Annotated in this window: 26 protein-coding genes and 1 tRNA gene; 11 read left to right on the forward strand and 16 right to left on the reverse strand. The window is 71.6% G+C overall.

Annotated features, from left to right (window positions below):
• Window positions 1-100: 100 nt before the first annotated feature.
• On the forward strand, window positions 101-742 hold the full coding sequence (locus tag WQO_RS13940; RefSeq protein WP_010059657.1) for a MerR family transcriptional regulator: 642 nt from the start codon (window positions 101-103) through the stop codon (window positions 740-742).
• 77 nt (window positions 743-819) lie between these two features.
• Here the strand turns inward: WQO_RS13940 and WQO_RS13945 are convergent, their stop codons facing one another.
• Window positions 820-1,635, reverse strand: coding sequence for an exodeoxyribonuclease III (locus WQO_RS13945; RefSeq protein WP_010059656.1), 816 nt, complete (start codon window positions 1,633-1,635; stop codon window positions 820-822).
• A 50-nt stretch (window positions 1,636-1,685) separates the two neighbouring features.
• Between WQO_RS13945 and WQO_RS13950 the strand changes: the two genes are divergently transcribed.
• Window positions 1,686-2,174, forward strand: coding sequence for a GNAT family N-acetyltransferase (locus tag WQO_RS13950; protein WP_029182200.1), 489 nt, complete (start codon window positions 1,686-1,688; stop codon window positions 2,172-2,174).
• 85 nt (window positions 2,175-2,259) lie between these two features.
• Here the strand turns inward: WQO_RS13950 and WQO_RS13955 are convergent, their stop codons facing one another.
• Window positions 2,260-2,721 (reverse strand): GNAT family N-acetyltransferase, encoded by a 462-nt coding sequence (locus WQO_RS13955; RefSeq protein WP_010059652.1) that lies wholly within the window; start codon window positions 2,719-2,721, stop codon window positions 2,260-2,262.
• 44 nt (window positions 2,722-2,765) lie between these two features.
• Window positions 2,766-4,295 carry a sigma-70 family RNA polymerase sigma factor gene (locus WQO_RS13960; RefSeq protein WP_107115817.1) on the reverse strand — a complete coding sequence of 510 codons (1,530 nt, stop codon included), beginning with the start codon at window positions 4,293-4,295 and terminating at the stop codon, window positions 2,766-2,768.
• Between the two features lie 120 nt (window positions 4,296-4,415).
• On the opposite strand from WQO_RS13960, the gene WQO_RS13965 reads away from it, so the two are divergent.
• On the forward strand, window positions 4,416-5,504 hold the full coding sequence (locus WQO_RS13965) for a helix-turn-helix domain-containing protein (protein ID WP_010059649.1): 1,089 nt from the start codon (window positions 4,416-4,418) through the stop codon (window positions 5,502-5,504).
• 60 nt (window positions 5,505-5,564) lie between these two features.
• Here WQO_RS13965 and WQO_RS13970 read toward each other — a convergent pair whose 3' ends face one another.
• On the reverse strand, window positions 5,565-6,785 hold the full coding sequence (locus tag WQO_RS13970; protein ID WP_010059647.1) for a S1 family peptidase: 1,221 nt from the start codon (window positions 6,783-6,785) through the stop codon (window positions 5,565-5,567).
• A 345-nt stretch (window positions 6,786-7,130) separates the two neighbouring features.
• Between WQO_RS13970 and WQO_RS13975 the strand changes: the two genes are divergently transcribed.
• Entirely contained in the window at window positions 7,131-7,640 is a 510-nt protein-coding gene (locus WQO_RS13975; RefSeq protein WP_029182198.1) for an NUDIX hydrolase, read from the forward strand.
• A gap of 124 nt (window positions 7,641-7,764) precedes the next feature.
• On the opposite strand, the gene WQO_RS13980 is transcribed toward WQO_RS13975, so the two are convergent.
• From WQO_RS13980 to galU, 7 genes are all read right to left on the reverse strand, one after another.
• Window positions 7,765-7,838 (reverse strand) — tRNA-Ala (locus WQO_RS13980).
• Between the two features lie 107 nt (window positions 7,839-7,945).
• A complete protein-coding gene (gene sepX / locus WQO_RS13985; RefSeq protein ID WP_029182197.1) occupies window positions 7,946-9,172 on the reverse strand; it encodes a divisome protein SepX/GlpR in 1,227 nt (408 codons plus the stop codon).
• Window positions 9,173-9,329: 157 nt separating this feature from the next.
• Window positions 9,330-9,959 (reverse strand): GNAT family N-acetyltransferase, encoded by a 630-nt coding sequence (locus WQO_RS13990; RefSeq protein WP_010059644.1) that lies wholly within the window; start codon window positions 9,957-9,959, stop codon window positions 9,330-9,332.
• Window positions 9,960-9,976: 17 nt separating this feature from the next.
• A complete protein-coding gene (locus WQO_RS13995; RefSeq protein WP_237274215.1) occupies window positions 9,977-10,507 on the reverse strand; it encodes a MogA/MoaB family molybdenum cofactor biosynthesis protein in 531 nt (176 codons plus the stop codon).
• 41 nt (window positions 10,508-10,548) lie between these two features.
• Complete coding sequence (gene moaC, locus WQO_RS14000; protein WP_010059642.1) at window positions 10,549-11,058, reverse strand: cyclic pyranopterin monophosphate synthase MoaC; 510 nt, start codon at window positions 11,056-11,058, stop codon at window positions 10,549-10,551.
• A gap of 99 nt (window positions 11,059-11,157) precedes the next feature.
• Window positions 11,158-12,468 (reverse strand): molybdotransferase-like divisome protein Glp, encoded by a 1,311-nt coding sequence (glp, locus tag WQO_RS14005; protein WP_010059641.1) that lies wholly within the window; start codon window positions 12,466-12,468, stop codon window positions 11,158-11,160.
• 4 nt (window positions 12,469-12,472) lie between these two features.
• The gene (galU, locus tag WQO_RS14010) at window positions 12,473-13,375 is read right to left on the reverse strand and encodes a UTP--glucose-1-phosphate uridylyltransferase GalU (protein WP_010059639.1); all 903 of its coding nucleotides are present in this window, start codon (window positions 13,373-13,375) and stop codon (window positions 12,473-12,475) included.
• A 93-nt stretch (window positions 13,376-13,468) separates the two neighbouring features.
• Here galU and WQO_RS14015 point away from each other — a divergent pair, with 93 nt between their 5' ends.
• Window positions 13,469-14,080: a 5-formyltetrahydrofolate cyclo-ligase gene (locus WQO_RS14015; protein ID WP_010059637.1), complete on the forward strand. Its 612-nt coding sequence runs from the start codon at window positions 13,469-13,471 to the stop codon at window positions 14,078-14,080.
• A gap of 3 nt (window positions 14,081-14,083) precedes the next feature.
• On the opposite strand, the gene WQO_RS14020 is transcribed toward WQO_RS14015, so the two are convergent.
• Window positions 14,084-16,828: a penicillin acylase family protein gene (locus WQO_RS14020; RefSeq protein WP_010059635.1), complete on the reverse strand. Its 2,745-nt coding sequence runs from the start codon at window positions 16,826-16,828 to the stop codon at window positions 14,084-14,086.
• Between the two features lie 278 nt (window positions 16,829-17,106).
• Here WQO_RS14020 and WQO_RS14025 point away from each other — a divergent pair, with 278 nt between their 5' ends.
• The 6 genes from WQO_RS14025 (at window position 17,107) to mscL (ending at window position 23,125) form a co-directional block, all read left to right on the forward strand.
• Window positions 17,107-18,693 carry a potassium/proton antiporter gene (locus WQO_RS14025; protein ID WP_010059633.1) on the forward strand — a complete coding sequence of 529 codons (1,587 nt, stop codon included), beginning with the start codon at window positions 17,107-17,109 and terminating at the stop codon, window positions 18,691-18,693.
• A gap of 368 nt (window positions 18,694-19,061) precedes the next feature.
• Window positions 19,062-20,342 (forward strand): MFS transporter, encoded by a 1,281-nt coding sequence (locus tag WQO_RS14030; RefSeq protein ID WP_010059631.1) that lies wholly within the window; start codon window positions 19,062-19,064, stop codon window positions 20,340-20,342.
• A gap of 66 nt (window positions 20,343-20,408) precedes the next feature.
• Window positions 20,409-20,750 (forward strand): FmdB family zinc ribbon protein, encoded by a 342-nt coding sequence (locus tag WQO_RS35020; RefSeq protein WP_010059630.1) that lies wholly within the window; start codon window positions 20,409-20,411, stop codon window positions 20,748-20,750.
• Window positions 20,751-20,856: 106 nt separating this feature from the next.
• Complete coding sequence (locus tag WQO_RS14040; RefSeq protein ID WP_010059629.1) at window positions 20,857-21,741, forward strand: S-methyl-5'-thioadenosine phosphorylase; 885 nt, start codon at window positions 20,857-20,859, stop codon at window positions 21,739-21,741.
• Window positions 21,742-21,956: 215 nt separating this feature from the next.
• A complete protein-coding gene (locus WQO_RS14045) occupies window positions 21,957-22,478 on the forward strand; it encodes a hypothetical protein (protein ID WP_063897877.1) in 522 nt (173 codons plus the stop codon).
• A 113-nt stretch (window positions 22,479-22,591) separates the two neighbouring features.
• Window positions 22,592-23,125, forward strand: coding sequence for a large conductance mechanosensitive channel protein MscL (gene mscL, locus WQO_RS14050; RefSeq protein ID WP_010059627.1), 534 nt, complete (start codon window positions 22,592-22,594; stop codon window positions 23,123-23,125).
• Between the two features lie 40 nt (window positions 23,126-23,165).
• On the opposite strand, the gene WQO_RS14055 is transcribed toward mscL, so the two are convergent.
• From WQO_RS14055 to WQO_RS14070, 4 genes are all read right to left on the reverse strand, one after another.
• Entirely contained in the window at window positions 23,166-23,390 is a 225-nt protein-coding gene (locus WQO_RS14055) for a hypothetical protein (RefSeq protein WP_010059626.1), read from the reverse strand.
• 61 nt (window positions 23,391-23,451) lie between these two features.
• The gene (locus tag WQO_RS14060; RefSeq protein ID WP_010059624.1) at window positions 23,452-23,847 is read right to left on the reverse strand and encodes a hypothetical protein; all 396 of its coding nucleotides are present in this window, start codon (window positions 23,845-23,847) and stop codon (window positions 23,452-23,454) included.
• Window positions 23,844-24,647 carry a QcrA and Rieske domain-containing protein gene (locus tag WQO_RS14065; RefSeq protein WP_010059622.1) on the reverse strand — a complete coding sequence of 268 codons (804 nt, stop codon included), beginning with the start codon at window positions 24,645-24,647 and terminating at the stop codon, window positions 23,844-23,846. The genes WQO_RS14060 and WQO_RS14065 overlap by 4 nt, the downstream gene beginning before the upstream one ends.
• Window positions 24,644-25,246: a 4Fe-4S dicluster domain-containing protein gene (locus tag WQO_RS14070; RefSeq protein WP_010059620.1), complete on the reverse strand. Its 603-nt coding sequence runs from the start codon at window positions 25,244-25,246 to the stop codon at window positions 24,644-24,646. Before WQO_RS14070 ends, WQO_RS14065 begins: the two co-directional genes overlap by 4 nt.
• Window positions 25,247-25,249: the final 3 nt, after the last annotated feature.

The raw sequence follows: 25,249 nt of genomic DNA on the forward strand, positions 1-25,249 counted from the left end.
AGGACCGTACTGATGGGTAGGGGGCGGACCAAGGAAAGTTACCGGCGGTACAACATAGGGTGCCCCTGTGGCTGAAGGACGCGAGCACCGCGAATACCGCATGGAGGAGCTGGCCAAGGAGGCCGGCATCACCGTGCGGACCCTGCGCTTCTACCGGGAGCGCGGTCTGATCCCGCCACCGCGCCGCGAGGGCCGGATCGCCTGGTACGACGACCACCACCTGGCCCGGCTGCGGACCATCGCGGGCCTGCTGGAGCGCGGCCACACACTCAACGGCATCGCCGATCTGGCGGCCACCTTCGAGAGCGGCCGCGATGTCGCCGAGGTGCTGGGCCTCGGCGAACCGACCGAGGAGACCCCGGTCCGGCTCACCCCGGAGCAGCTCGCGGACTACTTCGAGGGCGAGGTCACACCGGAGAACCTCGCCGCCGCACTGGACCTGGGCTATCTCGCCACCGACGGGGACGAGATCGTGCACATCAGCCGCCGCCTCCTGGAGGTGTCGGCCGAGCTCGTACGGGAAGGGGTGCCGCTGTCCACGGTGCTCTCCTCGGGCCGCCGCGTCCGCGAGCACGCGGAGGCGCTCGCGGAAATCTTCGTACGCGTACTGCATGCCCATGCGCAGGAGACCGAACCCGCCCAACTCCGGCCCCTGGCCCGCGCGGTGGTGGACGCGGAGCTGTCGATGGCCCTGGACCGGAGGCTGCGCCGCGAGGACGGTACACAGCCTCCGAAGGCGTAAGCACCCCCGGAGAAGCGGGGGCCACCGCTCCGGGACGCCCCTGACGGGACCAGCGCCTGCAGACCATCGTGACGGGGCTACCGCTCGTAGACGACGGTCACCGGCGCGTGGTCGCTCCAGCGCTCGCCGTGCGTGGCCGCCCGCTCGACCCAGGCCTTCACCGCGCGCCCGGCCAGCCCCGGGGTGGCCATCTGGTAGTCGATGCGCCAGCCGCTGTCGTTGTCGAAGGCCCGCCCGCGGTAGGACCACCAGCTGTACGGCCCCTCGACGTCCGGGTGCAGCGACCGGACGACGTCCACGTACGCGGCCTCCTCCAGGACCCGGGTCAGCCAGGCCCGCTCGTCGGGGAGGAAGCCGGAGCTCTTGCGGTTGGCCTTCCAGTTCTTCAGGTCGGCCTCCTGGTGGGCGATGTTCCAGTCACCGCACACCACGACCTCGCGGCCGTCCGCAGCCGCCCGCTCCTTCAGGCCCTGGAGGTAGGGCAGGAAGGCCGCCATGAAGCGCTCCTTCTCGTCCTGGCGCTCGGTGCCGACCTCGCCGGAGGGCAGGTACAGGCTCGCGACCGTGACCCCGGGAAGGTCGATCTCCGCATACCGGCCGCTCGTGTCGAACTCCTCCGCCCCGGGCACCCCGTGACCGCCGAAGCCGATCTGGACCCGCTCGGGGGCCTGCCGCGAGTAGAGCGAGACGCCCGCGCGGCCCTTGGCGGCGGCGGGCGCGTGAACGGTGTGCCACCCTTCGGGGGCGCCCAACCCTTCGGGCAGCTGGGCGAGCTCGGCGCGCACTTCCTGGAGGCAGACCACATCGGCGTCGGTCCCGGCCAGCCACTCGACGAAGCCCTTCTTGGCGGCGGCCCGGAGCCCATTAACATTCACACTGGTAACGGTCAGCATCCCCGAACAGTACCTACTCCACCCCCACGCACAGATATACGATGTTCAGCATGTTTATTCACCCTCGGCCCTTCGACCACCCCGACGCCGTCAAACTCAACGACCAGGTGCAGCTCGAATACGCCGAGCGCTACGGCGACGAGGGCGATGTCACACCGCTCGACCCGTCGATGTTCGTCCCGCCGCACGGTCTGTATCTGCTCGCCTACGACGAGCAGGAGCGCCCGGTGGCGACGGGCGGCTGGCGGACCCAGAACCTCAACGCCGACGGCTACGAGGACGGCGACGCCGAGATCAAGCGGATGTTCGTGATCCCCGAGGGCCGGGGCCGGGGTCTGGCCCGCCGGATGCTCGCCGCCCTGGAGGAGGACGCCCGGGCCGCGGGGCGGACCAGGATGGTCCTGGAGACCGGCGACCAGCAGCCCGAGGCCGTCGCGCTGTACACCTCGTGCGGTTACACCGTCTGCGACGTGAAATTCGGCCACTACCGGACGTACGACAGCAGCATCTGCATGGCCAAGCCGCTGCGGCAGCCGTAGGGGCCCGGCCGGCCACCCGGACAGGGCGACCGGCTACACGCTCCGGACCGGGCGGCCGGTCACACGCTCCGAGCCGGGCGGCCGGTCACGCACCCCCGCCGAGCACCAGGACCACATGCTCGTCCTCCCCGTGCCGCACCGTACCCGTCGCCCTGAACCCGCACTTCTGCAGCAGGCGCACCGAACCGGTGTTCCCGGCCGCGGGGTCCGCGTACAGCGGCCGGGCCGGCTCCCGCTCCAGGAACGCGGTCAGCGCCCGCGTACCGATGCCCCGGCCCCAGTACGCACGGCCCAGCCAGTAGCCGATGAAGCGCCGGTCCTCCTCCCACCAGGCCACGATGCTCCCCGCCGTCTCCCCGTCCACGACGACCGTCTGCACGAAGTTGGCGGGATCCCCCAGCACCCGCGTCCTCCAGTGCGTCATGAACGCGTCCCGCTCCCGGGGGGCGAACCGCGACCGCCGGACCGCCTCCGGATCGTGCTCGTACGCGAGGAACGCCTCCAGGTCCTCGGGCACGACATCCCTGAGCTGCACGCTGTTCTCCATGCCGACCGAGTCTGGCACCCGCCACTGACAATCGGCCCGGCCGCTCACCTCGGAGTGGCCAGCACCTGGGTCCAGTAGGGGCCGCGCGGGGAGTCGGCGATGCCCACACCCACGTGGACGAAGTCGCAGTTGAAGATGTCGTCGTCGCGGCCGGGGCTGTTGCGCCACTCCTCGACGACCGCCGCCGGATCGCTCATGCCGGTCGCGATGGTCTCCCCGACGGCCGACCACGCGTAGCCGGTGGCGCCGACCCGGTCACCCGCGCCCCGGCCCGAGGAGTCGGTGTGGTCGAAGTAGTTCCGCGCGGCCATGTCCTCGGAGTGCCGCTGGGCGACCTCGGTCAGCCGGGGGTCGGTCTCCAGCTCCGGGCAGCCGTTCGCGGCGCGCAGGGTGTTGACCCGGGTGACCACGCGGGCGTCCGGGCCGGGGCGCGGCGCGGGCGCGGGCGAGGCGGAGGGCGACGCCGAGACGGTCGGCGGCCGGGTGGCGGCGGTCCGGCTGGGGGTGGGCGTCGGCGTGGGCGAGGCCGTGGAGGGGCTGGGGGTCGGCTCGGCCGGGGCGGTCACCGGCGGGGGCGCGGGGCTGGAGGTGACGGGGCCGCCCCGGGACTCGGGCTCGGCCGGGGCGGAGGGCCAGATCAGTACGGCGAGGGCGGTCACGGCGGCCGCCCCGGCTATGAGCCCCACCGCCTTCCCGGCCGAGAAGGCGGCCGGGGCGGCGTGCGCGGCGGCCGAGGGCGCGGCGGCGGTGGCCGGGGCGGCCGAGGAGGCGACGGCCACCGCCACCTGCTGCCCGCTGTCGTAGAGCGGCACCACGAGGGCGAGCCCGGACAGCAGGCCCTCCGCCGGGACCAGCCCCGCACTGCCGTCGGAGCACGAGGCGCAGCCCCGTACATGGCGGGCGATCCGCTTGCGCCACAGCGGCGTCGGCGTACCGTCCCAGTCGCCCAGCAGGTCCTCCAGGGCCGGGCAGCGGGGGTCGGAGGCCAGGGCCCGGACGACCGTGCGGCCGACGTCGAGCTGGTTCTTCACCCGCTGGACGCGTACGGCGGCGTGCTGCGGGGAGAGACCCAGCGCCTCGGCCAGCTCGGACCGGGTCAGGTCGCCGGCCGTCTCCAGCCACCACAGGGACAGCACATCGCGCTCGGCGTCGTCCAGCCAGCGGGTCGCCTCGGCCGTCTCGCGCCGCTGCCCGGAGAGTTCCAGGCGCAGGATCGTCAGGTCGACGAAGTCGGCGGCGGGATCGGCGGGCTCGTTGGTCTCCTCCAGTGGGGCGGGGCGGTGGCCGAGGTTGGACCAGCGGCTGCGGACCTGGTTCATGGCGATGGCGACGAGCCAGGAGCGGAAGCGGGCCGGATCGCGCAGGGCGGGCAGGCCGGAGAGCGCCCGGAGCATGGTCTCCTGCACCACGTCGTCCACGTCGGGATGGCCGTTGAGGGCGCGCCCGACGACGTTGTAGACCAGCGGGAGGTACTGGGCGGCCAGCCGCTCCCCGGCGGCCCGGTCGCCGTTCCTCGCCGCGATGACCAGAGCGGTGCTGTCCACGCCGTTCACGCCCTTCGTTCGGTTCACCACGGGAATGTGGGCCAGGTCACCCCTGGGGGGATTTCGTTATCCGCCCCCCGCCCGGTGGTCAACCAGTATGCGGGGGCCGGCAGGCAGTCCCGCCGAGAGAGTGCGGGAGCGGGGAGAGACATGTCGAGCGACACGGACACCGACGAGGCGCACGCCACCGGTCCGGGCTCCACCGGATCGCAGGCCACGCATCCGCGGGCCACCGAGGCGCACACCACCGCGGCGCGGACGGGCGAGGCCATCACCACCTCGGCCCTGCACGCGGCGGCGACCGGCGCCGACACCTTCCCCGGGGTCCTGCGGGAGGCGCTGAACCGCCGCGGCCTCTCCCTGGAGCGGGTGAGCGAACGGCTCAGGGTGCGCGGCATCACCATCAGCCAGGCCACCCTGAGCAGCTGGCAGCGCGGCCGCAGCCAGCCCGAACGGGCCCGCTCCCTCCAGGCGGTGGACGTACTGGAGGAGATCCTGGAGCTGCCCGCCGGAGCCCTGCGTTCGCTGCTCGGCCCACGCCGCCCGCGCGGCCGGACCACCCCGCCCGACGCGGAGGGGGCGGCACTGCAGATCCTCGGCGAGGACTCGGTGGTGGAGAAGGCGCTCGGCGCCCGCTTCCGCCACTTCAACCAGGAGACCAGCTCGCTGATGGTCCACGACATCGTCAGGGTCGGCGAGACCGGCACGCTGAGCGGCATCTCCACCACGAACGTGCTGCGCGCCAAGCGGGCCGGCGCCGACCGGGCGATCTTCGTGCTCAGCTTCGACGACGAGGCGGCCGAACCCGTCGACATCAAGGTCACCTGCGGCCGCCTAGCGGAGGCCACGTACCTGAAGGGGCTCAAGTCCCTGGTGCTGGAGATCCACTTCGGCCGGGAACTGGCCAAGCTGGATACGACGGTGGTGAGTTACGCGGTCGAGGTGAGCCCGTCCGAGACCCCGGCCACGCACTACGAACGCTGGTCGCGGACGAACCTCCACGAATACCTCCAGCAGGTCTTCTTCCACCCCGGCGCCCTGCCCGCCGACTGCCACCGCTACGTCCGGGACAAGGTCGGCGACCCGCCCCGCGGCCGCCGCCGTATCCCGCTGAGCGACGCGCACGACGTCCATGTGCTCACCTCCCGGTGCAAGCCGGGTGTGCACGGAGTGGCATGGGAGTACGGAACGGGAACCGGTGGCACGGGGCCAAGTGGAACGGGAGACCGCCCAGGATGAGTGGACGGTCTCCCGCGTCTGGGGGGTGGCCTTTTCTGCCGGTCTGTTTCTGCGGTGGGACTACTTCGTGTTGAGCGTCAGCCCGTAGTACGCGAGGGCGTCGTCCAGCGGCTGGAAGTAGGAGGAGCCGGGCGAGTTGACCTGCCCGTTGCAGCGCTGGTTGGTGGGACCGCCGGACGTCATGCCCTGGGCCTGGTCACCGGAGACGTACGCGCCGCCGCTGTCCCCTCCCTGGGTGCAGACGCTGGAGCTGGCCAGCCCGGTCACGACGGTGTCGGGGCCGCCGTTCTGGTCGGTGTAGGTGACGCTGACGTTGTACGAACCGACCTTGCCGCAGGTCCAGTTGGTGGTCTGGCCGGACTTGCAGAGTGCCGCACCGGAGGGGGCCCGCTTGCTGCCCTTGACCGGGACGGTGCCGGCCTTGCCGTACGTGGTGATGTCGAGGCCGATGGAGTTCCCGGCGTCGACGGCGGCGATGCCCATGTCGACGCTGCGGGTACCGAGCGCGAACCGGGTGTGGGTGCCCTTGGCGAACCGGGTGCCGTTGTAGGCCAGTGCGGGCAGGTCCTCGATGCAGTGCCCGGCGGTCACGAGCACCTGCTTGCCGTTACGGTCCTTGGCGCCGTAACCGACGGAGCAGAGGTAGCCGTTGAAGGTCATCCGGCTGCCGGGCGGAACGACGGCCTGGGTCTCCAGCTTCTCCTGCCCCTTGACCACGCGCACGGCGTCGCCGTTGCTCTGCGCGGCCTTGATGAAGCTGCGGGTGGCGGCGTCGGTGGCGCCGTTCACCTCGACGGTCACGGTGTCCGACGCGAGGTCGACGGACCAGGCGGAGACCCCGGCCGGGGCGCTCTTGAGCGCCTTGGCGTCGAGCTCGGCCTTGATGCGGTCGAGCGCGCTCTCGCCACGCTCGGGAACCCGGGCCTTCAGGCCCGCGGCCCGGACGTCCTTCGCCGCCTCGGCGTCGGCGGCGTTGACGACCAGCGAACCGTCCTTGGCGAAGAAGGCCCCGAGCGTGTCGACCCGGTCCTTCCGCAGCTCCGCGAACCGGTCCTGCTGCTCGGCCTCACGGTCCAGCCGCTCGACGGCGGCCTTCTCGCTGACACCCAGGGTCACGGCGAGCGCCTTGACCATCTCTGGCTGGTACGCCGGCGCCGCCGCGGGCGCCGAGGGCTCCTCCGTCGTACCGGCGTAGGCCCCTGTGGCGACTCCGGCCGACAGAAGGGCGCCGATCGAGGCGGCCACGATGTATCTGCGCGCGTTCTTCTTTCCGTGCTTCACGCGATTCCTTCCGCTACGCAGGCGAGCGTCCAGACAATGGGGGGGTGGCCACACCGCGCCTGGGGAAGCGCGATGTGTTCCATGGACACTGCCCGGCGGCGATGACATGTTCCTGTCGCCGCGCCTCGAACTCTGTCGTAGCCGGAACTGCCGCGACAAGAAGTGGCGGTGGGGCTCTTTTCTACAGAACTGGCCGAGAACTGTAGAGAAAAGACCGGCTGTTCACCGCGCCGCACCCAGCCGGACCTGCGCAACCGCCCTCGATGGCCACCACGGCGATACGGACGCCCTTCGACCACGTCAATCGCTGGCGTCGGACGGAGCGAGTCATGAAGTATCAAGCTCATGAGCGAACTTGTGGACCATGTCGACGAACACGACCGGGTCATCGGCGTCGTACGCCGGAACGAAGCCGTCGCCGCCGGATTGCTCTATCGCATGTCCATGGTGCTGTGCCGGGACGAGACCGGCCGCTATCTCGTTCACCGTCGCCCCGAGAACAGCTCGCGCTTTCCCGGCGAGTACAGCTGGCTGGTGGCCGGTGCCGTAGAGGCGGGGGAATCGTACGAGGCGGCCGCCGCTCGTGAACTCGACGAGGAGATGGGAGTCACGGCACCGGTCCGCCCGCTGTTCAAGTTCCTCTGCCGGGGCGAGCTGAGCCCCTATTGGTTCGTGGTGTACGAAGCGACCGTGGACCACGAGCGGGTCGCTCCGCGGGTGGCCGAAGTGGCCTGGCACGGCTGGCTGTCCGGCACCGAGTTGCAGCAGGCGATGGCGGACTGGAATTTCGTCTCGGACAGCCGCGACGCCTACGACCGCTACCTGCGTCTGCCCGCGGACACCAAACCGCTCTGACCTCTGGGCACCCGCTTCATGCATCCGCATCGCACGAAGCCTGAAACGACGAGATCCCGCCCGATCTTTCGATCGGGCGGGATCTCGTCACCGTTCCCGAGAGCTACTCGCGAACTGTCGTTTGTGGACCTGTGGGGATTTGAACCCCAGACCCCCTCGATGCGAACGAGGTGCGCTACCAGACTGCGCCACAGGCCCTTGCGACGTGTGAAACTCTAGCACCCTCACAGGGGTGCTTGGAAATCCGTTCCTCCGCTGGTCAGCGGTGTCGGGTTTCCCCGTGCCCCCGGGCATCCCCGGGGGCCTCACTCATTGGCCGCACGCGGCCGGTCCTCGTCGTCGTACTGGTCGAAGAGCGGGGTCCGGCCCCGGTCGCGGTTGCGGCGGGACTGGTTCGTGCGCTGGCGCGGGGCCGGGTCGACCTCGGGGGCCGTCGGGTGCGACGTGCCCGTCTGGGTGGGCTCGGCGGTGCTGGAGCGGGCCGCGCTCCAGGTCTCCGGGTCGCCGACCTCCACCCCGCCCGTGGCCCGGGGGGCGACGGGCGCGGTGACATAGGTGGGCAGCGGTACGGGAACGGGCTCCCAGCTGTCGCCCTGGACGCGGCCGCGTTCGCGCTGCTGGTCCACCCACTCCGCGTGGTCCGTCTGCTCGACGAGGGCGCGGCGGCCGGCCTCCTGGGGGGAGACCGTGGGGGTGGGTTCCGGCTCCACGTGGTGCTCTTCGGAGTCGTCGTCCGGCTCGGCGGAGTCGGAGGCGGCGGGCTGGTTCCGGCGCGGGCGGTTCTCCCGCAGCCGCTGTGCCGCATCCTCGGCCCGGCGGCGGTCCATCGTGAAGGCGAACCGGCGGCGCTCCTGGGCACGCAGATGCACGATGTACGTGCTCAGCAGTACGGCCGGCACCGCGGGGGCCCAGAGGAAGCCGAGGCCGCCGACCGCCGCGACGATCGCGCCGAGGGTGAAGGCCAGGAAGAGGACGACGGTGGTCCGTCTGCGCCGCGCCAGGACCTGGGAGCGCTGGGCGCGCCGGGCCCGCTCGGCGTCGGCCGCACCGGAGCGCGGGCGTCGCCGGGCGGGGGGCACGTGCTCCCCGGGGCGCTCGCCGGACCGGCGTTCGTGCGCCGGGCGGTCCGGGTGCTGACGGTCGTGGGGCTGGTGCCCCGGAAGCCGGTCGTGCGTCGGGCGGTCGGATGCCTGGTGGCCCGGGGCGCGCTCGGGCGCGCGCGCCGGGTCGCTCAGCCGGGCTTCCGTGTGCGCCGGAGGCGCGGCAAAGGCCCGGACGTCCACGGACTCCATACGGTCCGTTTCCCGGTCCGGGTCGACCTCGGGCCCCGCCTCCTCGGCGGTGCGCTCCCGCAGCTCCTTGGCGTAACGGCGCTCCATCGCCGCCCGGCCGGACAGCAGCCGGATGGCGGTGCTGAAGCGTTCCGTCGGACGGGCTTCGTTGAGCTCGTCCTGCCTGCGGAGCCACATCGGCACCAAGTAGGCGGCCCAGGCCCCGACGATGACTGCGTAGATGAGGCCGCTGCTGCTCACGCTCACACCGTAGAGGGGTTTGCGCGGAAGGATCCGCCAATTGGCCCGGTGTGTCGCACGATCCGGCTGATATCACGGACTTTTTTTGTGATTGTTCGGATCAACAGATGCCGATAGCCCTATGTCATGCGGTCACCAGGCGACCAAATTCGAACACTTATTTTATTTCCTCGGTCGGCCCGGCGCGTCCCGGCGTCATCGGCCGCGACCGGCGCCAGCGCCGGAGCATCCCCTCGGGCACTTCCTCGGCGGTGAGCGCGAAGATCAGGTGGTCGCGCCAGGCGCCGTCGATGTGGAGATAGCGCGGGCGCACGCCCTCCGAACGGAATCCGAGTTTCTCCACCACCCGGCGGCTGGGCGCGTTCTCCGGGCGAATGCAGACCTCGATCCGGTGCAGGCCCACCGTGCGGAAGCAGTGGTCCACCGCGAGCGCGACCGCCGTCGGCATGACGCCGCGCCCGGCGACGCTCCGGTCGACCCAGTAGCCGATATGGCCGGAGCACATCGAGCCCCAGGTGATCCCCGCGACCGTGAGCTGGCCGACCAGCCGGCCCTCGTACTCGATGGCGAACGGCAGCATCCGCCCCGCGTTCGCCTCGGCACGCAGGTGGCGGACCATCTGCCGGTACGTGGGGCGCTGCGCCGTCGGGCCGCCGGGGGCGGGCGGCGGGACGGTGGCCTCCCAGGGGCGCAGCCAGTCGCGGTTGCGCCGGTTGACCTCACGCCAGACCCGCTGGTCACGCATCTTTATCGGACGCAGGACGATCTCGCCGTCGGTCAGCGTCACCGGCCAGGTCGCGATGTTCAGCTCGGGCTCCCCGGTCGGGGGTGGTCGCCGCCGCGGAGCTGGTCGACGGCGTGCACCAGGAGCCGGCCGAGGACGGCGAGCCCGTCCTTCACCCCGCCGGTGGAGCCGGGGAGGTTGACGATGAGCGTGCGGGAGGCGACGCCCGCGAGGCCCCGGGAGAGCGCGGCGGTCGGAACCTTGGCGAGGCCCTCGGCCCGGATCGCCTCCGGGATGCCGGGGATCTCGTGGTCGAGCACGCGGCGGGTGGCCTCGGGAGTGGCGTCGGTGGGCGAGATGCCCGTACCGCCGGTGGTGACGATCACGTCGTACCCGGCGGCGACGCCCGCGCGCAGGGCCGCCTCGACCGGGTCGCCGTCCGGGACGACCTGCGGTCCGTCGACCGTGAAGCCGAGGGCGGTCAGCGCCTCGGCGATCAGGGGGCCGCCCTTGTCCGCGTACACGCCGGCGGAGGCCCGGTTGGAGGCGGTGATGACGAGAGCGGCGTACGGGGAGAGCAACGCGGCTCCAGTGGGCTCCGGCCCCCGCACCGGCTGCTCGTGGCCGGCGGTTCCCGTGGGCTCGGGCGGCGTCACGCGTCCGATCCCGACGGTCCGTCCGGCGTGGTGCGCCGGTAGTCGCCGGACTTGCCGCCCGACTTCGCCTCGACCCGTACGTCGGTGATGACGGCGCTCTTGTCGACCGCCTTGATCATGTCGACGACGGTCAGGGCCGCCACCGACACCGCCGTCAGGGCCTCCATCTCGACGCCCGTGCGGTCCGTCGTCTTCACCGTGGCCGTGATCTCCACCGCGTCGTCGGCCACGCTCAGGTCGACCTTCACACCGGAGACGGCCAGCGGGTGGCAGAGCGGGATCAGGTCCGGGGTGCGCTTGGCCCCCATGATCCCGGCGATCCGGGCGGTGGCGAGGGCGTCACCCTTGGGGACTCCTTCGCCGCGCAGCAGCTCGATCACGCGCGGGGCGACGAGCACCCGGCCGGATGCGCGGGCGACGCGGGTGGTGACGTCCTTCGCCGACACGTCGACCATGCGGGCCGCGCCCGCCTCGTCGATGTGCGTCAGCCTGTTCTGCGTACTCAACTCACTCCGCCTAGCGGTAGGGGCACCGATGGGCCTCGGACCCGGAGGGGGTCCCCCGGAAGGCACGGCGGCAGATACCGTACCGCCACGGGGCGGTGGTCAGCGGAGCAGGACCACGTCCGTCTCCGTGCCGGGCTCGACCGATGTGACGTCCTCGGGCACCACGATCAGCGCGTCGGCCTGGGCCAGCGCGGCGATCAGATGCGAGCCGGAACCGCCGACCGGGGTGACCGTGCCCGCCTCCGCGTCGTAACGGCCGCGCAGGAACTGGCGGCGGCCGGCCGGCGAGGTGAGCGCCTTGTCGGCGCGCAGCTCGGCGCGGGCCGTGGGGCGGTGCACATCGGGCAGGCCCATCAGGGCCCGGATGGCGGGGCGGACGAACAGCTCGAAGGAGACGTAGGCGGAGACCGGATTGCCCGGCAGGGCCAGCAGCGGAGTGTGGTCCGGGCCGATCGAGCCGAAGCCCTGGGGCTTGCCCGGCTGCATGGCGAGCTTGCGGAACTCCACCCCGCTGCCCGGCTCGTCCGCGTCGCCGACGGAGGACAGCGCCTCCTTGACGACGTCGTACGCGCCGACGCTGACGCCTCCCGTGGTGACGACGATGTCCGCGCGGATCAGCTGGTCCTCGATGGTGGCGCGCAGCGTCTCGGCGTCGTCGGCGACCGCGCCGACCCGGTAGGCGATGGCTCCGGCGTCCCGGGCGGCGGCGGTCAGCGCGAAGCTGTTGGAGTCGTAGATCTGGCCGCCCGTCAGCCCCTCGCCGGGCTGGATCAGTTCGCTGCCGGTGGACAGGACGACCACGCGGGGGCGGGGCCGTACGACCACGGTGGAGCAGCCGATCGCCGCGAGCAGCCCGATCTGGGGCGGGCCGACGACCGATCCGGCGGCCAGGGCCAGCTCGCCCGGCTCGACGTCGCTGCCGCGCTCGCGCACATGGGCGCCCGCCGTGACCGGACGGTGGACGCGGACCTCACCGGTGGCGCCCTCCGGCGCGTCGGCGTGGGCGCGCATCCCCTCGGCGGGGCCCTCGCCCGTGCCGCCGTCCGTCCACTCGACCGGGACCACGGCCTCCGCACCGGCGGGCAGCGGGGCACCCGTCATGATGCGGGCGGCCTGACCCGGTCCCACGACCTGGTCGTCGGCGAGCCCCGCGCTGCCCGCGGCGACGTCCCCGATCACGGTGAGGACCGCGGGGAACTCCTCGCTCGCGCCCTCGACATCGGCGACGCGGACCGCGTAACCGTCCATGGAGCTGTTGTCGAAGGGCGGCAGGGCCACCTGCACGACGACGTCCTTGACGAGGACGCAGCCCTGGGCGTCGGGCAGCTGCAGCTCGATGGGCTCCAGCGGCCTCACCGCGGCGAGGATGTCGTCCAGGTGCTCGTCGACCGACCAGATCGTGCTGCTCACGGGGTTACATCTCCTCAGCGACGTACTTGCGCAGCCAGGTCCGGAAGTCCGGCCCCAGGTCTTCACGTTCGCACGCCAGTCTGACAATGGCGCGCAGATAGTCGCTGCGGTCGCCGGTGTCATAGCGGCGGCCCTTGAAGACGACGCCGTGCACGGGGCCGCCGATCTTCTCGTCCGCGGCGAGCAACTGGAGCGCGTCGGTGAGCTGGATCTCGCCGCCGCGGCCCGGCTCGGTGTGTCGCAGTATGTCGAAGACCGCGGGGTCCAGGACGTACCGGCCGATGATGGCGAGGTTGCTGGGGGCGTCGGCCGGGTCGGGCTTCTCGACCAGGTCGGTGACGCGGACGACGTCGCTGTCGACGGTGGCGTCCGCGGCGGCGCAGCCGTACAGGTGGATCTGCGAGCGGTCGACCTCCATCAGCGCGATGACGCTGCCGCCCTCACGCTCCTGGACCTCGACCATCCGGGCCAGCAGCGCGTCCCGCGGGTCGATCAGGTCGTCGCCGAGCAGCACCGCGAAGGGCTGGTCGCCCACGTGCGGGGCGGCGCACAGCACGGCGTGCCCGAGGCCGCGGGGGTCGCCCTGGCGCACGTAGTGCATGGTGGCCAGGTCGCTGGACTCCTGGACCTTCGCCAGGCGTTCGGCGTCGCCCTTGCGGGTGAGCGCGGACTCCAGCTCGTAGTTGCGGTCGAAATGGTCCTCAAGGGGACGCTTGTTGCGACCGGTGATCATCAGTACGTCGGAGAGACCCGCTGCCACGGCTTCTTCGACGACATACTGGATGGCCGGCTTGTCGACGACAGGCAGCATCTCTTTCGGAGTGGCCTTCGTGGCGGGCAGGAACCGGGTGCCGAGACCTGCTGCCGGGATGACGGCCTTGCTGATCCTGGAGGGCGACTGAGTCATGTGCCGACCTTAACGGGTGCACACGGCCGGAAGCTGATATTCCGGTTAACTTCGTCCTTAAATATGCCCATACGAGAACCGTGCGAGTAACCAATGAACACCGACAAGTCCGGAAAGGCGTCCGAGAAGGGCTCTCTGCGGCGCGAACTGCTCGCCGCACGGGCCCTCCTGACGAAGGAGGACGCGCTCCGGGCCGCGGCGGTTCTCGCCGATGCGGCGCTGCACCTCCCCGAACTGGCCGACGCCCGTACGGTCGCCGCGTACGTCTCCGTGGGCCGCGAACCGGGCACCCGCGCCCTCCTGGAGGCGCTGCGCGGCCGGGGTGTGCGCGTGCTGCTGCCGGTCCTCCTGGCCGACAACGACCTGGACTGGGCGGCCTACGAGGGTCCGGCGCACCTGCTCCCGGCCGGGCGGGGCCTCCTGGAGCCGGACGGACCCCGCCTGGGTCCCGACGCCGTCCTCGCCGCCGACGCGGTGCTGCTGCCCGGCCTGGCGGTGGACGGGGCCGGGATGCGGCTGGGGCGGGGCGGCGGCAGCTACGACCGGGTGCTGGCCCGGCTGAGCGCCGCCGGGGCACACCCGTCGCTCGTTGTGCTCCTGTACGAGAACGAGGTGGTCGCGCGGGTCCCTGTGGAACCGCACGACCACCCCGTGGACGCCGTCGTCACACCGGCCGGAGCGCGGCGCTTCGCGAACCCTCTGTAGGGCCTACGGTTTCAGCGTCAGCGTGTCGACGGTGGACGCGTCGACCGCTTCGGTCCCGAAGGACCAGTCGAGCAGTTCGCCGTCGACCCACTTGTCGGTCTGGTCGGTGTAGTGCGCGTTGAACGCGTGCCCGGAGGCCCCGCTGAGGTTGATCCAGCGGGACTTGTCCCAGTCCCCCACGTTGACGACCATGCGCATCGACGGCACCCACACGACCTCGTAGCCGCTCGCCGCGTTCCAGCCGGTGGCGTTGACCGCCGCCTCGCCGCCGCCGAGGTTCCAGGGGCCGCGGTTGAGCGCCCGCTGGAGCAGGCCGGGGCCCTCGGTGCCGAGCGTCTGGTTCTTCAGCGTGAGCCGGTGCAGCCGGCCCCAGCTCCAGGTGGAGATGTTCTTGCCGAGCTTGGAGGTCAGCTCCCAGCGGGCGTCCTCCATCGCCCGGGCGAACAGGTCGTCCCGGTTCTCCAGGGCGTCCTCGCGGCCCCGGGCGGGCGCCTTCCACCACTCGTTGTCGGGGTCGTCCATGATGCCGTCGACCACCTGGAACCAGCGGTCGCCGCCGTCCGGCTGCGCGGTGTCGCCGTCACGCTGGCCGCACTCGCGGACGAGCTTCTTCTGCGCATCGGCCGGGCCGCTGTTCTTGGCCGGCGGTACGTTGAGGCAGTCGCCCTTGACCCGCATCTCCTTGGGCAGCTTGTTGCCGAAGGCGAGCTTCAGGATGTTGCGCCAGACGCCGTTGAAGTACGCGGCGGCGGCGGAGTCGGGCTCCTGGGTGTAGTCCCAGCCATCCAGCAGCTTCTGGGCCTCGCGGACGCTCGGGTCCGGGATGTTGATCTTCTTCAGCTCGGGCACCAGCAGCGCGGCGATCTCGCTGAAGTTGTCCATCTGCATCTTCTGCATGTCATCGGTCGAGACCTTCTCGCCGCCCTTGATCTTCTGGGCGAGGAGGTCGTTGATCCGCTGGCTGCGGGCGCCGTAGCCCCAGTCCTTGGTCAGCAGGTGGGGGTACTTCTTCTCGTCGATGACGGCCTGGTTGGCGGTGACGATGTAGCCGCGGTCCGGGTTGTACTCGTAGGGAAGCTCGTCGAAGGGGATGTAGCTCTTCCACGCGTACTTCGGGTCCCAGCCGGGCGCCGGGACCGTACCGTCGAAGCCCGCGGAGCGGACCGGGATCTTGCCGGGGGCCTGGTAGCCGATGTTGCCCTCGGTGTCGGCGTAGATGAGGTTCTGCGAGGGGACCTCGAAGTTCTGGGCGGCCGCCCGGAAGGTCGTGAAGTCCTTGGCCCGGTTGAGCGCGAAGACGGCGTCCATGGACTTGCCCGGCTGCAGCGCGGTCCACTTCAGCGCCACCGCGTACCCGTCGGCCCGGTCGGGGGCCGCGTTGCTGACGGGGGCCTTCTGGCCGACCTTGTCCAGTTCCTTGCTGCGGTCGGAGACCAGCGGGCCGTTGTTCGTCTCGCGGACGGTGATCGTCCGGTCCCGGCCGCCCGCGACCTTGATGGTCTCCTCGCGGGTCTTGAACGGCTTGGTCTCGCCGTCGTACAGGTAGCCGTCGTCGGAGACCTTCTCCAGGAAGAGGTCGGTGACGTCGGCGCCCAGGTTGGTCAGGCCCCAGGCGATGTCCTGGTTGTGACCGATGATCACACCGGGCATGCCGGAGAAGGTGTAGCCGGCCGTGTCGTACTGGCAGCTCGCCGAGACCTTCCGGCAGTGCAGACCCATCTGGTACCAGAGGGAGGGCAGCATCGGCGCGAGGTGCGGGTCGTTCGCGAGCAGCGCCTTGCCGGACGTCGTGTGCGCGCCGCCGACGACCCAGGAGTTGGAGCCGATGCCGTTGCCGTTCGGGCCGAGCAGCGCCGGGATCTCGTCGAGGGTGTCGGAGAGCGCGGAGAGCTGGGTGTTCAGGCCCTCACCGGCGCCCTGAGGGGTCGTCGAGCCGACGGAGTCCGACGGAGTCGCCTCGGGGTCGAACTTCCCGGTGACGGGCGAGATCGCACCCTGCTCGACGATCGGCTTGTTCTGCTTGTACGGGTAGCCGGGGTACAGGTCCTCGATCTGGTCCTGGTCGAGGCGGCTGGTCAGCAGCGAGCGGTCGATCTCGTCCTGCATGTTGCCGCGCAGGTCCCAGGCCATCGCCTTGAGCCAGGCCACCGAGTCGACCGGGGTCCACTCACCGGGCTTGTAGTCGTTGGTCAGGCCCAGCGCCGCGTACTCGACCGAGATGTCCCGGCCTTCCTTGCCCTTCAGATACGCGTTGACGCCCTCCGCGTACGACTGGAGGTTCTTCTTGGTGCTCTCGTCGAGCACCTTGTCGTACTCGTCCTGCGCGACCTGCCGCCAGCCGAGCGTGCGGAGGAAGGCGTCGGTCTCCACCTGCCCGGAACCGAACATCTCGGAGAGCCGGCCGGACGTCATGTGCCGCCGGACGTCCATCTCCCAGAAGCGGTCCTGAGCCTGGACGAAGCCCTGGGCACGGAAGAGGTCGGCGTCGGAGTCCGCGTAGATCTGCGGAATGCCGTAGGAGTCGCGTTTGACCTCGACGTCGCCGGAAAGACCGTCGAGCGCTATCGACCCGGTGGTCTGCGGGTACGAGGCCCGCACGGTGGATACGGACCAGTACGCCCCGTACCCGACACCCGCGACGAGCGCCAGCACCAGGACGAGCACGAGCAGGCGGGCGCGCCGCCCCTTCTTCCTGCCGGGCTTCTTCGCGTCGGAAGGGCCGGAAGAGTCGGTTGTGTTGGCGGGCATCGCTGTCCTTCGAGGGGGCAGGGTGGTCCTGGGAGTGCAGGAGCAACCATAGGCGCAGCGGAGAAGCCACTCGGACGCGGTATAGGGATGCATCCATTTGCGTCTTCCTCGTACGAATGGTCGAAGCCGTCAAGGAATCGTTAACGATTAGGTAAGGTAACGAAGTACCTGGCTGCCGGGGGCCGATCCGGCAGGCGCACGCAGGGAAGGAACGGACCCTGACTGTCCACGCGCTCAACGAACTCCTGCTCGTCTGCTCGCTCGTCCTGCTCGTCGCCGTGGCGGCGGTACGGATCTCCTCGCGCAGCGGGCTCCCCAGCCTGCTCCTGTATCTCGGCATCGGGATCGCCCTGGGGCAGGACGGCATCTTCGACGTCAAGTTCGACAACGCCGAGCTGACGCAGGTGATCGGCTACGCCGCCCTGGTCGTCATCCTGGCCGAGGGCGGACTCGGGGCGAAGTGGAAAGAGGTCAAACCCGTCCTGCCCGCCGCCGCGGTGGTCTCCACCATCGGCGTCGCGATCAGCGTCGGCATCACCGCGTCCGCCGCGCATTACCTCGTCGGCCTGGACTGGCGTCAGGCGCTCATCATCGGGGCGGTCGTCTCCTCGACCGACGCCGCGGCCGTTTTCTCCGTGCTGCGCAGGGTGCCGCTGCCGCCCCGGATCACCGGTGTCCTGGAGGCCGAGTCCGGCTTCAACGACGCTCCCGTCGTCATCATGGTCGTGGCGCTGTCCGCGGTCGGCCCGGTCGAGCACTGGTACATCCTGGTCGCGGAGATCGCGATGGAGCTGGCCATCGGCGCCGCGATCGGCATCACGGTGGGCTGGCTGGGGTCCCTGGGGCTGCGGCACGTGGCGCTGCCCGCCTCCGGCCTCTACCCGATCGCCGTGATGGCCATCGCCGTCTCGGCGTACGCGGCGGGCGCCATGGCCCACGGCTCCGGGTTCCTCGCCGTCTACCTGGCCGCGATGATCCTCGGCAACTCCAAGCTGCCCCACTGGCCCGCCACGCGCGGTTTCGCCGACGGGCTCGGCTGGCTGGCTCAGATCGGCATGTTCGTGCTCCTCGGCCTGCTGGTCACCCCGCACGACCTGGTCGACGACTTCTGGCCCGCCGTCGTCGTGGGTCTGGTGCTGACCATGGTGGCGCGGCCGGTGTCCGTCTTCCTCAGCCTCGCGCCGTTCCGGCTGCCGGCCCGCGAGAAGGCCCTCATGTCCTGGGCCGGACTGCGCGGGGCGGTGCCCATCATCCTGGCGACCATTCCGATGGTGTCCGGGGTGCAGGGCAGTACCCGCATCTTCAACATCGTCTTCGTCCTGGTCATCGTCTACACCCTGATCCAGGGCCCGACGCTGCCCTGGGTCGCGAGCAAGCTGAACATCGCCGAGGACCCGGCCGAGGCCGACGACCTGGGCATCGAGTCGGCGCCGCTGGAGCGGCTGCGCGGCCATCTGCTGTCGGTCGCCGTCCCCGCGAAGTCGAAGATGCACGGTGTCGAGGTCGGCGAGCTGCGGCTCCCGGCAGGCGCCGCCGTCACGCTGGTGGTCCGGGAGAACCAGAGCTTCGTGCCCTCCCCGGCGACGGTGCTCCGGCGCGGGGACGAGCTGCTGGTGGTGGCCACCGACCCGGTGCGCGACCGGGCGGAGGAACGCCTGCGGGCGGTCGCCGAGGGCGGCAAGCTGGCCGGCTGGCTGGGCACGGGCGGATCCGCCGTCTCCGGGGCCCCCGGCACCCCGGGCCCCCAGGGCGGGTCGGCCATCCCCCAGGCGATGAAACTGGCCAAGAAACTCGGCGGCGCCGGTGCCGACACCCGTACCGGCGTGAACGGGAACGGCGGCAGCGGCACGAAGACTCGTCCCTGAGTCCCTCATGAGCCCCTTCAGGGGTGACGACTGAGCTCCCTCTGAGGTGACGACGAAGGTGACCTGCGACGAACGCGTTGTAGATCACAGGCTGATACGGAAGCTCTGTGCGCATTCACAGGCGCACAGGGTTTCCTGCCTGTAGCATGAAGGCAACCTGATCGACCAACTCTGTCTGAAGCAGAGCTGGCGCGACCGTATGGCGGTCGTGGTGTCTCTTCGCCCGGCGTTTCTTCGCCGATGGCAGCGAGTCGCCCGGCATCTACCGCAGTTCCGCGCGAAGAGGACAGCTCTCGGCCGCTTCCGTCCGGCCCGCCCCACAAGGGCGCCGGGAAGCAGTGCCACCAGGCGGCAGAAAGGCAAGGACCGTGGCGACCACGGTCTCCGACCGCCCCGGATACGGGCAACTGCTGCGCACCCCCGGTGCGTGGACCTTCCTCCTCCCCGGCTTCGCCGCACGGCAGCCCTTCGCGATGCTCACCATCGGCATCGTCCTGCTCGTGCAGCACACGACCGGCTCGTACGGCAGCGCGGGCGCCGTCGCGGCGGTCTCCGGCGTCTCCATGGCGCTGTTCGCCCCGCAGAGCGGCAAACTCGCCGACCGGTTCGGCCAGCGTGCCGTCCTGGTGCCCGGGGTCCTGCTCCACGCCGTCTCGGTGAGCGCCCTGACCGTACTGGCGCTGGCGGACGCGCCCCTGTGGGCGCTGTTCGCCGCCGCCGTGCCGACCGGTGCGTCGATCCCGCAGGTCGGCCCCATGGTGCGGGCCCGCTGGGCGGCGATGCTGGGGGCGACCCCCGACCGGCCCGCCTCCCCTCTGATGTCCACCGCGGCCGCGTTCGAGTCGGTGACGGACGAGTTCACGTTCGTCCTGGGGCCGGTGATCGCCACCGCGCTGTGCACCGGCGTGCACCCGGCGGCCGGACTGATCACGGAAGCCGCCCTGACGCTGGTCGGCGGCCTCCTCTTCGCCGCGCAGCGCGCCACCCAGCCCGCCCCGCGCGCCAAGGCCACCGCGGCCGAGCCGCACGCGTCGGCGCTCTCCGTTCCTGGCGTGCGCGTCCTGGCCGTCACCTTCCTGGGTATCGGCGCGGTCTTCGGCGGGATGCAGGTGTCGCTGACCGCGTTCTCCGAGGAGATCGGCCACCCCGGGGTCAACGGGGTCCTCTACGGGATCTTCGCGGCGGGCAACATGCTGGCGGGCATCGCCTGCGGCGCCATCGCCTGGAAGAGCAGCCCGCGCCGCCGGCTGATCGTCGGGTACGTGGCGCTGACCCTGACCGCGTCCGGCCTGTGGGCCGTGCACTCGGTGCCGCTGCTGGCCGGGCTCGGCCTGCTGGTCGGCCTCTGCATCGCCCCGGCCCTGATCAGCGGCTACACCCTGGTCGAGGCGCTGGTACCCGCCACCGCCCGCACCGAGGCCTTCACCTGGCTGACGGGCGCGGTGGCGCTCGGCCAGGCGGCGGCCGTGACCGTGGCGGGTCGACTCGCCGACGCCCACGGCGCGAGCACCGGGTTCCTGGTCCCCCTGGCCGGAACAGCCCTGGCTCTGATGACCCTCCTCGCCCTGCGCTCCCGGCTGACTCCGAAGTCCCAGGGACGCACGGTGGCACGTGGGATCGGTCACCGCGAGCCGGTCACGGTGGACTGATCCGACGGAATACGTCAGTATGGAGCGTCGTTAGCACTCACTGAGTGAGAGTGCCAGGAGGAGCAAGTGCCGACCTATCAGTACCAGTGCACCGAGTGCGGCGAGGGCCTCGAGGCGGTGCAGAAGTTCACCGATGATGCCCTGACCGTGTGCCCGAGCTGCGACGGACGCCTCAAGAAGGTGTTCTCCGCGGTCGGCATCGTCTTCAAGGGTTCCGGCTTCTACCGGAACGACAGCCGCGGCTCCTCGTCGAGCAGCACGCCGGCGTCGACGGGCTCGAAGTCGTCCGACTCGGGTTCGTCCTCGTCGTCGACGGGCTCGGACACGAAGTCGAGCGCCTCGTCGCCCGCCTCCTCCTCGTCGTCGGCCCCCGCGTCGGCCTCGTCGAGCGGTACGTCGGCCGCCTGAGCCCACGTACGCCCGCACCACCCGCCTTTCACCGGACCCCGCCGAGACCGCTCGGCGGGGTCCGGGTGTTTCCCCCGGACGGCACCCCTGCGGATACGGTGACCGCATGGTGAACGCACTTACGGAAACGAACTCCGGTACGGGTACGGCGGGGGCCGAGGGGTCCGCGGAGATCGGTGTCATCGGCGGCTCGGGCTTCTACTCCTTCCTGGAGGACGTCACCGAGGTCGCCGTGGACACCCCCTACGGCAAGCCGAGCGACTCGGTCTTCCTCGGCGAGCTCGGCGGCCGCCGGGTGGCCTTCCTGCCCCGCCACGGACGCGGCCACCACCTGCCGCCGCACCGCATCAACTACCGGGCCAACCTGTGGGCGCTGCGCTCCGTCGGGGTCCGGCAGGTGCTCGGGCCGTGCGCGGTGGGCGGGCTGCGGCCGGAGTTCGGGCCGGGCACCCTGCTCGTCCCCGACCAGCTGGTGGACCGCACGAAGGCCCGCGTGCAGACCTATTACGACGGTGAGACCCGGGCCGACGGGGCCGTGCCGAACGTCGTCCACCTGGGCTTCGCCGACCCGTACTGCCCCGAGGGCCGCAAGGCGGCGCTCGCGGCGGCCCACGGCCGGGACTGGGAGCCGGTGGACGGCGGCACCCTGGTGGTGGTCGAGGGCCCCCGGTTCTCGACCCGCGCGGAGTCACGCTGGCACGCGGCGATGGGCTGGTCCGTCGTGGGCATGACCGGGCACCCCGAGGCGGTCCTCGCCCGGGAGCTGGGGCTCTGCTACACCACGATGACCCTGGTGACCGACCTGGACGCGGGGGCCGAGGCCGGCGAGGGCGTCTCGCACGAGGAGGTGCTCCAGGTGTTCGCGGCCAATGTGGACCGGCTGCGCTCGGTGCTGTTCGACGCGGTGGCGGGGCTGCCGAAGAGCGAGAGCCGCAACTGCACGTGCGCCCACGCGCTGGACGGGATCGACACGGGGATCACGCTGCCGTAGCGGGTACGGCAGCCGCTAGGGCAGGGCGGAACTCACCGATCGGGTGACGGAGTTGTCCACAGTTCGGGGACTGTCCACAGGCCTCGGCGGGATCTGCTCGGACGGGGGAAAGTGAGGGGAGTCCGGCCGGGCGACACCGGTCCGGACTCGCCTTTCCCTTGCGCATTTCCTTGCGCATTTCCTTGCGCTCGTCCGCACTGATCCCGGGTGGTGCCATGTCCACTTCTTCCTCTCCCCCCTCCTGTCCTGCCCCGGTGCCCGCCCCGTGCGGGGTGGGGCCGTTCGGTCCTCTGCGGGTGCGGGGCGGTGGCGCGGACCGGCTGCGGCGGATGCTGCGCCGCCAACGGCGAGCGGCGGCCGCAGGGCTCGCGCTGGCGGGCGCGGCGCTGGCCACCACGGGCCTGAGCAGCGCCGACGGAGGGGCCGGCCCGCCGGACGATCCGCCGGGGGCGGTCCGGTCGCCGGTGCGGCTGGTCTCCGCGCCGGTCCGGATCGCGGACCCGGAGACCGTCCGGCTGCTGCGGCCGGGAGACCGGGTCGATGTGATCGCGGTGGGCGATGCGGGCGGCGGGGACGCGCGCGTGGTGGCCCGAGGAGCGCGGGTGGCGAAGGTGCCTCCCGCCTCCACGGGGGCCGGGGCACTGGTGGTGTTGTCCGTGGAGCGGCCGACGGCCACGACGCTGCTCGGTGCGGGCGCTTCGGGGCGGCTGGCCGTGGCGGTGTCCGATGCGCACTGACGTCTCGTCACCGCACCTGGGGGAATCAGCGGATTGGACAGTCCCGCCTTCTCCCGCCTTGGGTGGTGGGGCAGTGTGCTCCCCTCACCGTCCATGCGAAGAAAGGCTCACCCGTGAGCGAGAAGAAGGTCAGTCTGCTGGAGGGCTTCAAGGCCTTCCTGATGCGCGGCAATGTGATCGACCTCGCGGTGGCTGTCGTCATCGGTGCCGCCTTCACCAACATCGTGAACGCGGTCGTCAAGGGCATCATCAACCCCCTGGTCGGCGCGTTCGGCACGCAGGACCTGGACAACTACAGCTCCTGCCTCAAGAGTCCGTGCACCACGGACCCGAAGACCGGGCAGGTGGACGGGATCGAGATCCTGTGGGGCTCGGTGCTCAGCGCCACCCTCAGCTTCCTGATCACCGCCGCCGTCGTGTACTTCCTGATGGTGCTGCCGATGGCCAAGTACCTGGCCAGGCGGGCGGCGATGCAGGCCGCCAAGGAAGGTGTGCAGGAGACGATCGAGGTGAGCGAGCTGGAGGTGCTGAAGGAGATCCGCGACGAACTGGTCGCCCAGCGCACCGGTGGCGCGCCCGGACCGGACTCGGGCGACGGCCCGGGCGGAGCCGGCGGGGCCGCCGTCGGCCCGCGCGAGGACCGGTAGCCCTCCGGGCGGCCGGTCAGATGCGGCGGGGCGGCTTCGCTCAGATGTGGTGGGGCGGCTTCTCGTCCAGGAAGCGCGCGAGGTCCGCGGCGGTGCCGCCGGCCGGAGGCCGCTCGCCCCACCCCTGGTCCGTATCGTCCGCGGACTGCCGGTCCAGCGGATCGTCGAAGATCAGAACCGGCTTGGGCTTCGGTTCCCGGGGCGGCTGCTCCTGGGGCTGCTGCTTCTTCGCATCACGCGGGCTGGGGGCGGGGGCGGCGCTCATGTCTCCAGGGTACGGCGGCTCACCACGGGGGGTGAGCCGCCGTGGGGGCGGGCGGCGGGCGTCAGCGGTCCTTCGGGTCGACGAGCCACAGGCCGAGCACGACGAGGAACGACAGGCAGAGGAAACCGGCCCCCCACCAGGCCGTGCCGGTGTTGCCCTCCATCCACTCGTCGACCAGGATCGTCAGCCCCCAGAGCTGGCCGATGACGACGGACATGGCCAGGGCGAGGCGGGCGGTCAGCTTCGAGGAGCGCTCGGGGTCCTGGTCGGTGCCCGCTCCGGGTCCGGGGCCGGTGTGCCGGACCCGGGGGTCCCCGTATCCGCTGGTGGGGCGGATCTGCGGATACCGCTCGTGGACGGGCCGGTTCAGCTCGGGGTCGGCGCTGCCGGGGTGGTAGGTCGGGTAGTGGGTGCCCGGGGGCGGCAGCGGCTGCTCGGGGTGCGGGGTGTCGCTCATGCCCGCCCGCCCGGGTCCTCGGCGGTGGCGGGCGCCGCGCCGGCTCCGCGCCCGGGGCCGGTGACGCGGCTGCCGGCATCCCTGGCGCCGTCGGCCCGGGGTGCGGGCCGTTCACCGGTGGTCCGGTTCCGGGCTCGTGTCCCGGCGGCCCGGGGCGGGGCCTCGGCTCCGCCGCCGGCGCCCGGGCAGCCGATACGGGCGGCCAGCTCGGGGCGCTCCCCGCCGAGCTGACGGCAGAGGCCCTCCTCGATGCTCTCGCCGGACCGGGTGGTCCCCACGGCCCAGACGCTGCCGTCGTCCTGCTCGACGACCACGACCTTGGGCAGGCCGCGCGGTGGCGGGCCCGCGGTGACCTCGCCGGACCGGGCGTCGAAGACTCCCTCGTGGCACGGGCAGTACAGCTCGCCCTCGGTGCCCCGGTCCTTGCGCCAGAGCACGGCGCAGGCGAGGTGGGTGCAGACGGCGGAGTAGCCGACGAGGGTGCCGTCGTCGAGGCGGACGGCGACGGCCCGGTCCTCCTCGCCCGGGTAGCGGAAGGCGATCGATTCGCCGGGCGGGAGCCCGCCGGCGATGCGCTTGGGCTCGGGGGCCCTGCCCTGCTCGCGGTCGCCGTGGCGGTGGAGGATGCCCGCGGCCACCCCGATACCGCCGACGGCGAGACCGCCCGAGACGGTGGTGACGATCCGGAGGTAGTCCCGCCGGGTGGTGAGGGAGTCGGCGGCGATCCGGTCCTGAAGCGCCTCGCGCGGGTCTCCCCCGGCGGGATGCTCGCCGGCCGGCTGCTGGTCGGTGACGCTCATCGGCGGACGTCCTTCCCGTTGATCTCGACGACCGGAAGACCGCCGGGAACCGGCCACTGGACCCGTTCGGCGGGGACGACCATGGCCACGCCGGTGCGGACCTCGGTCTCGCCGAAGACGAAGGTGTCGGCGACCTGGACGCCGGGGCGCTCCGCCTGGAGCTCCTCGACGGTGCCGTAGAAGAGCGCTCCGGTCGGGCAGACGGTGGCGCACATGGGGGCGAGGCCGTAGGCGGTGCGGTCGTAGCAGAGGTTGCACTTCATCTGCAGCTTCGCCTGGAGGTCGATCTTCGGTACGCCGAAGGGGCAGGCGTTGACGCAGTTGGAGCAGCCGATGCAGCGGGTGGTGTCGGCCTGCTGCACCACACCGTCCGCGGTCACCAGGATCGCGTCGGCGGGACACACCTCGGCGCACGGGGCGACCGGGTCCTCGCAGTGCATGCAGACGGTGGGGAGGGAGGCGACGGACTGGCCCTCGTCGGTGTAGTCGAGGTGGATCATCGATTTGCCGCGGTGCGAGTCGCATTCACGGCAGGCGGAGACACAGGCCTGGCAGCCGATGCAGCGCCCCGGGTCGATGAAGATCGTTCTGCCCATCATGGG

Origin of the sequence: Streptomyces globisporus C-1027, from assembly GCF_000261345.2 — a bacterium.
Classification (GTDB): domain Bacteria; phylum Actinomycetota; class Actinomycetes; order Streptomycetales; family Streptomycetaceae; genus Streptomyces; species Streptomyces pakalii.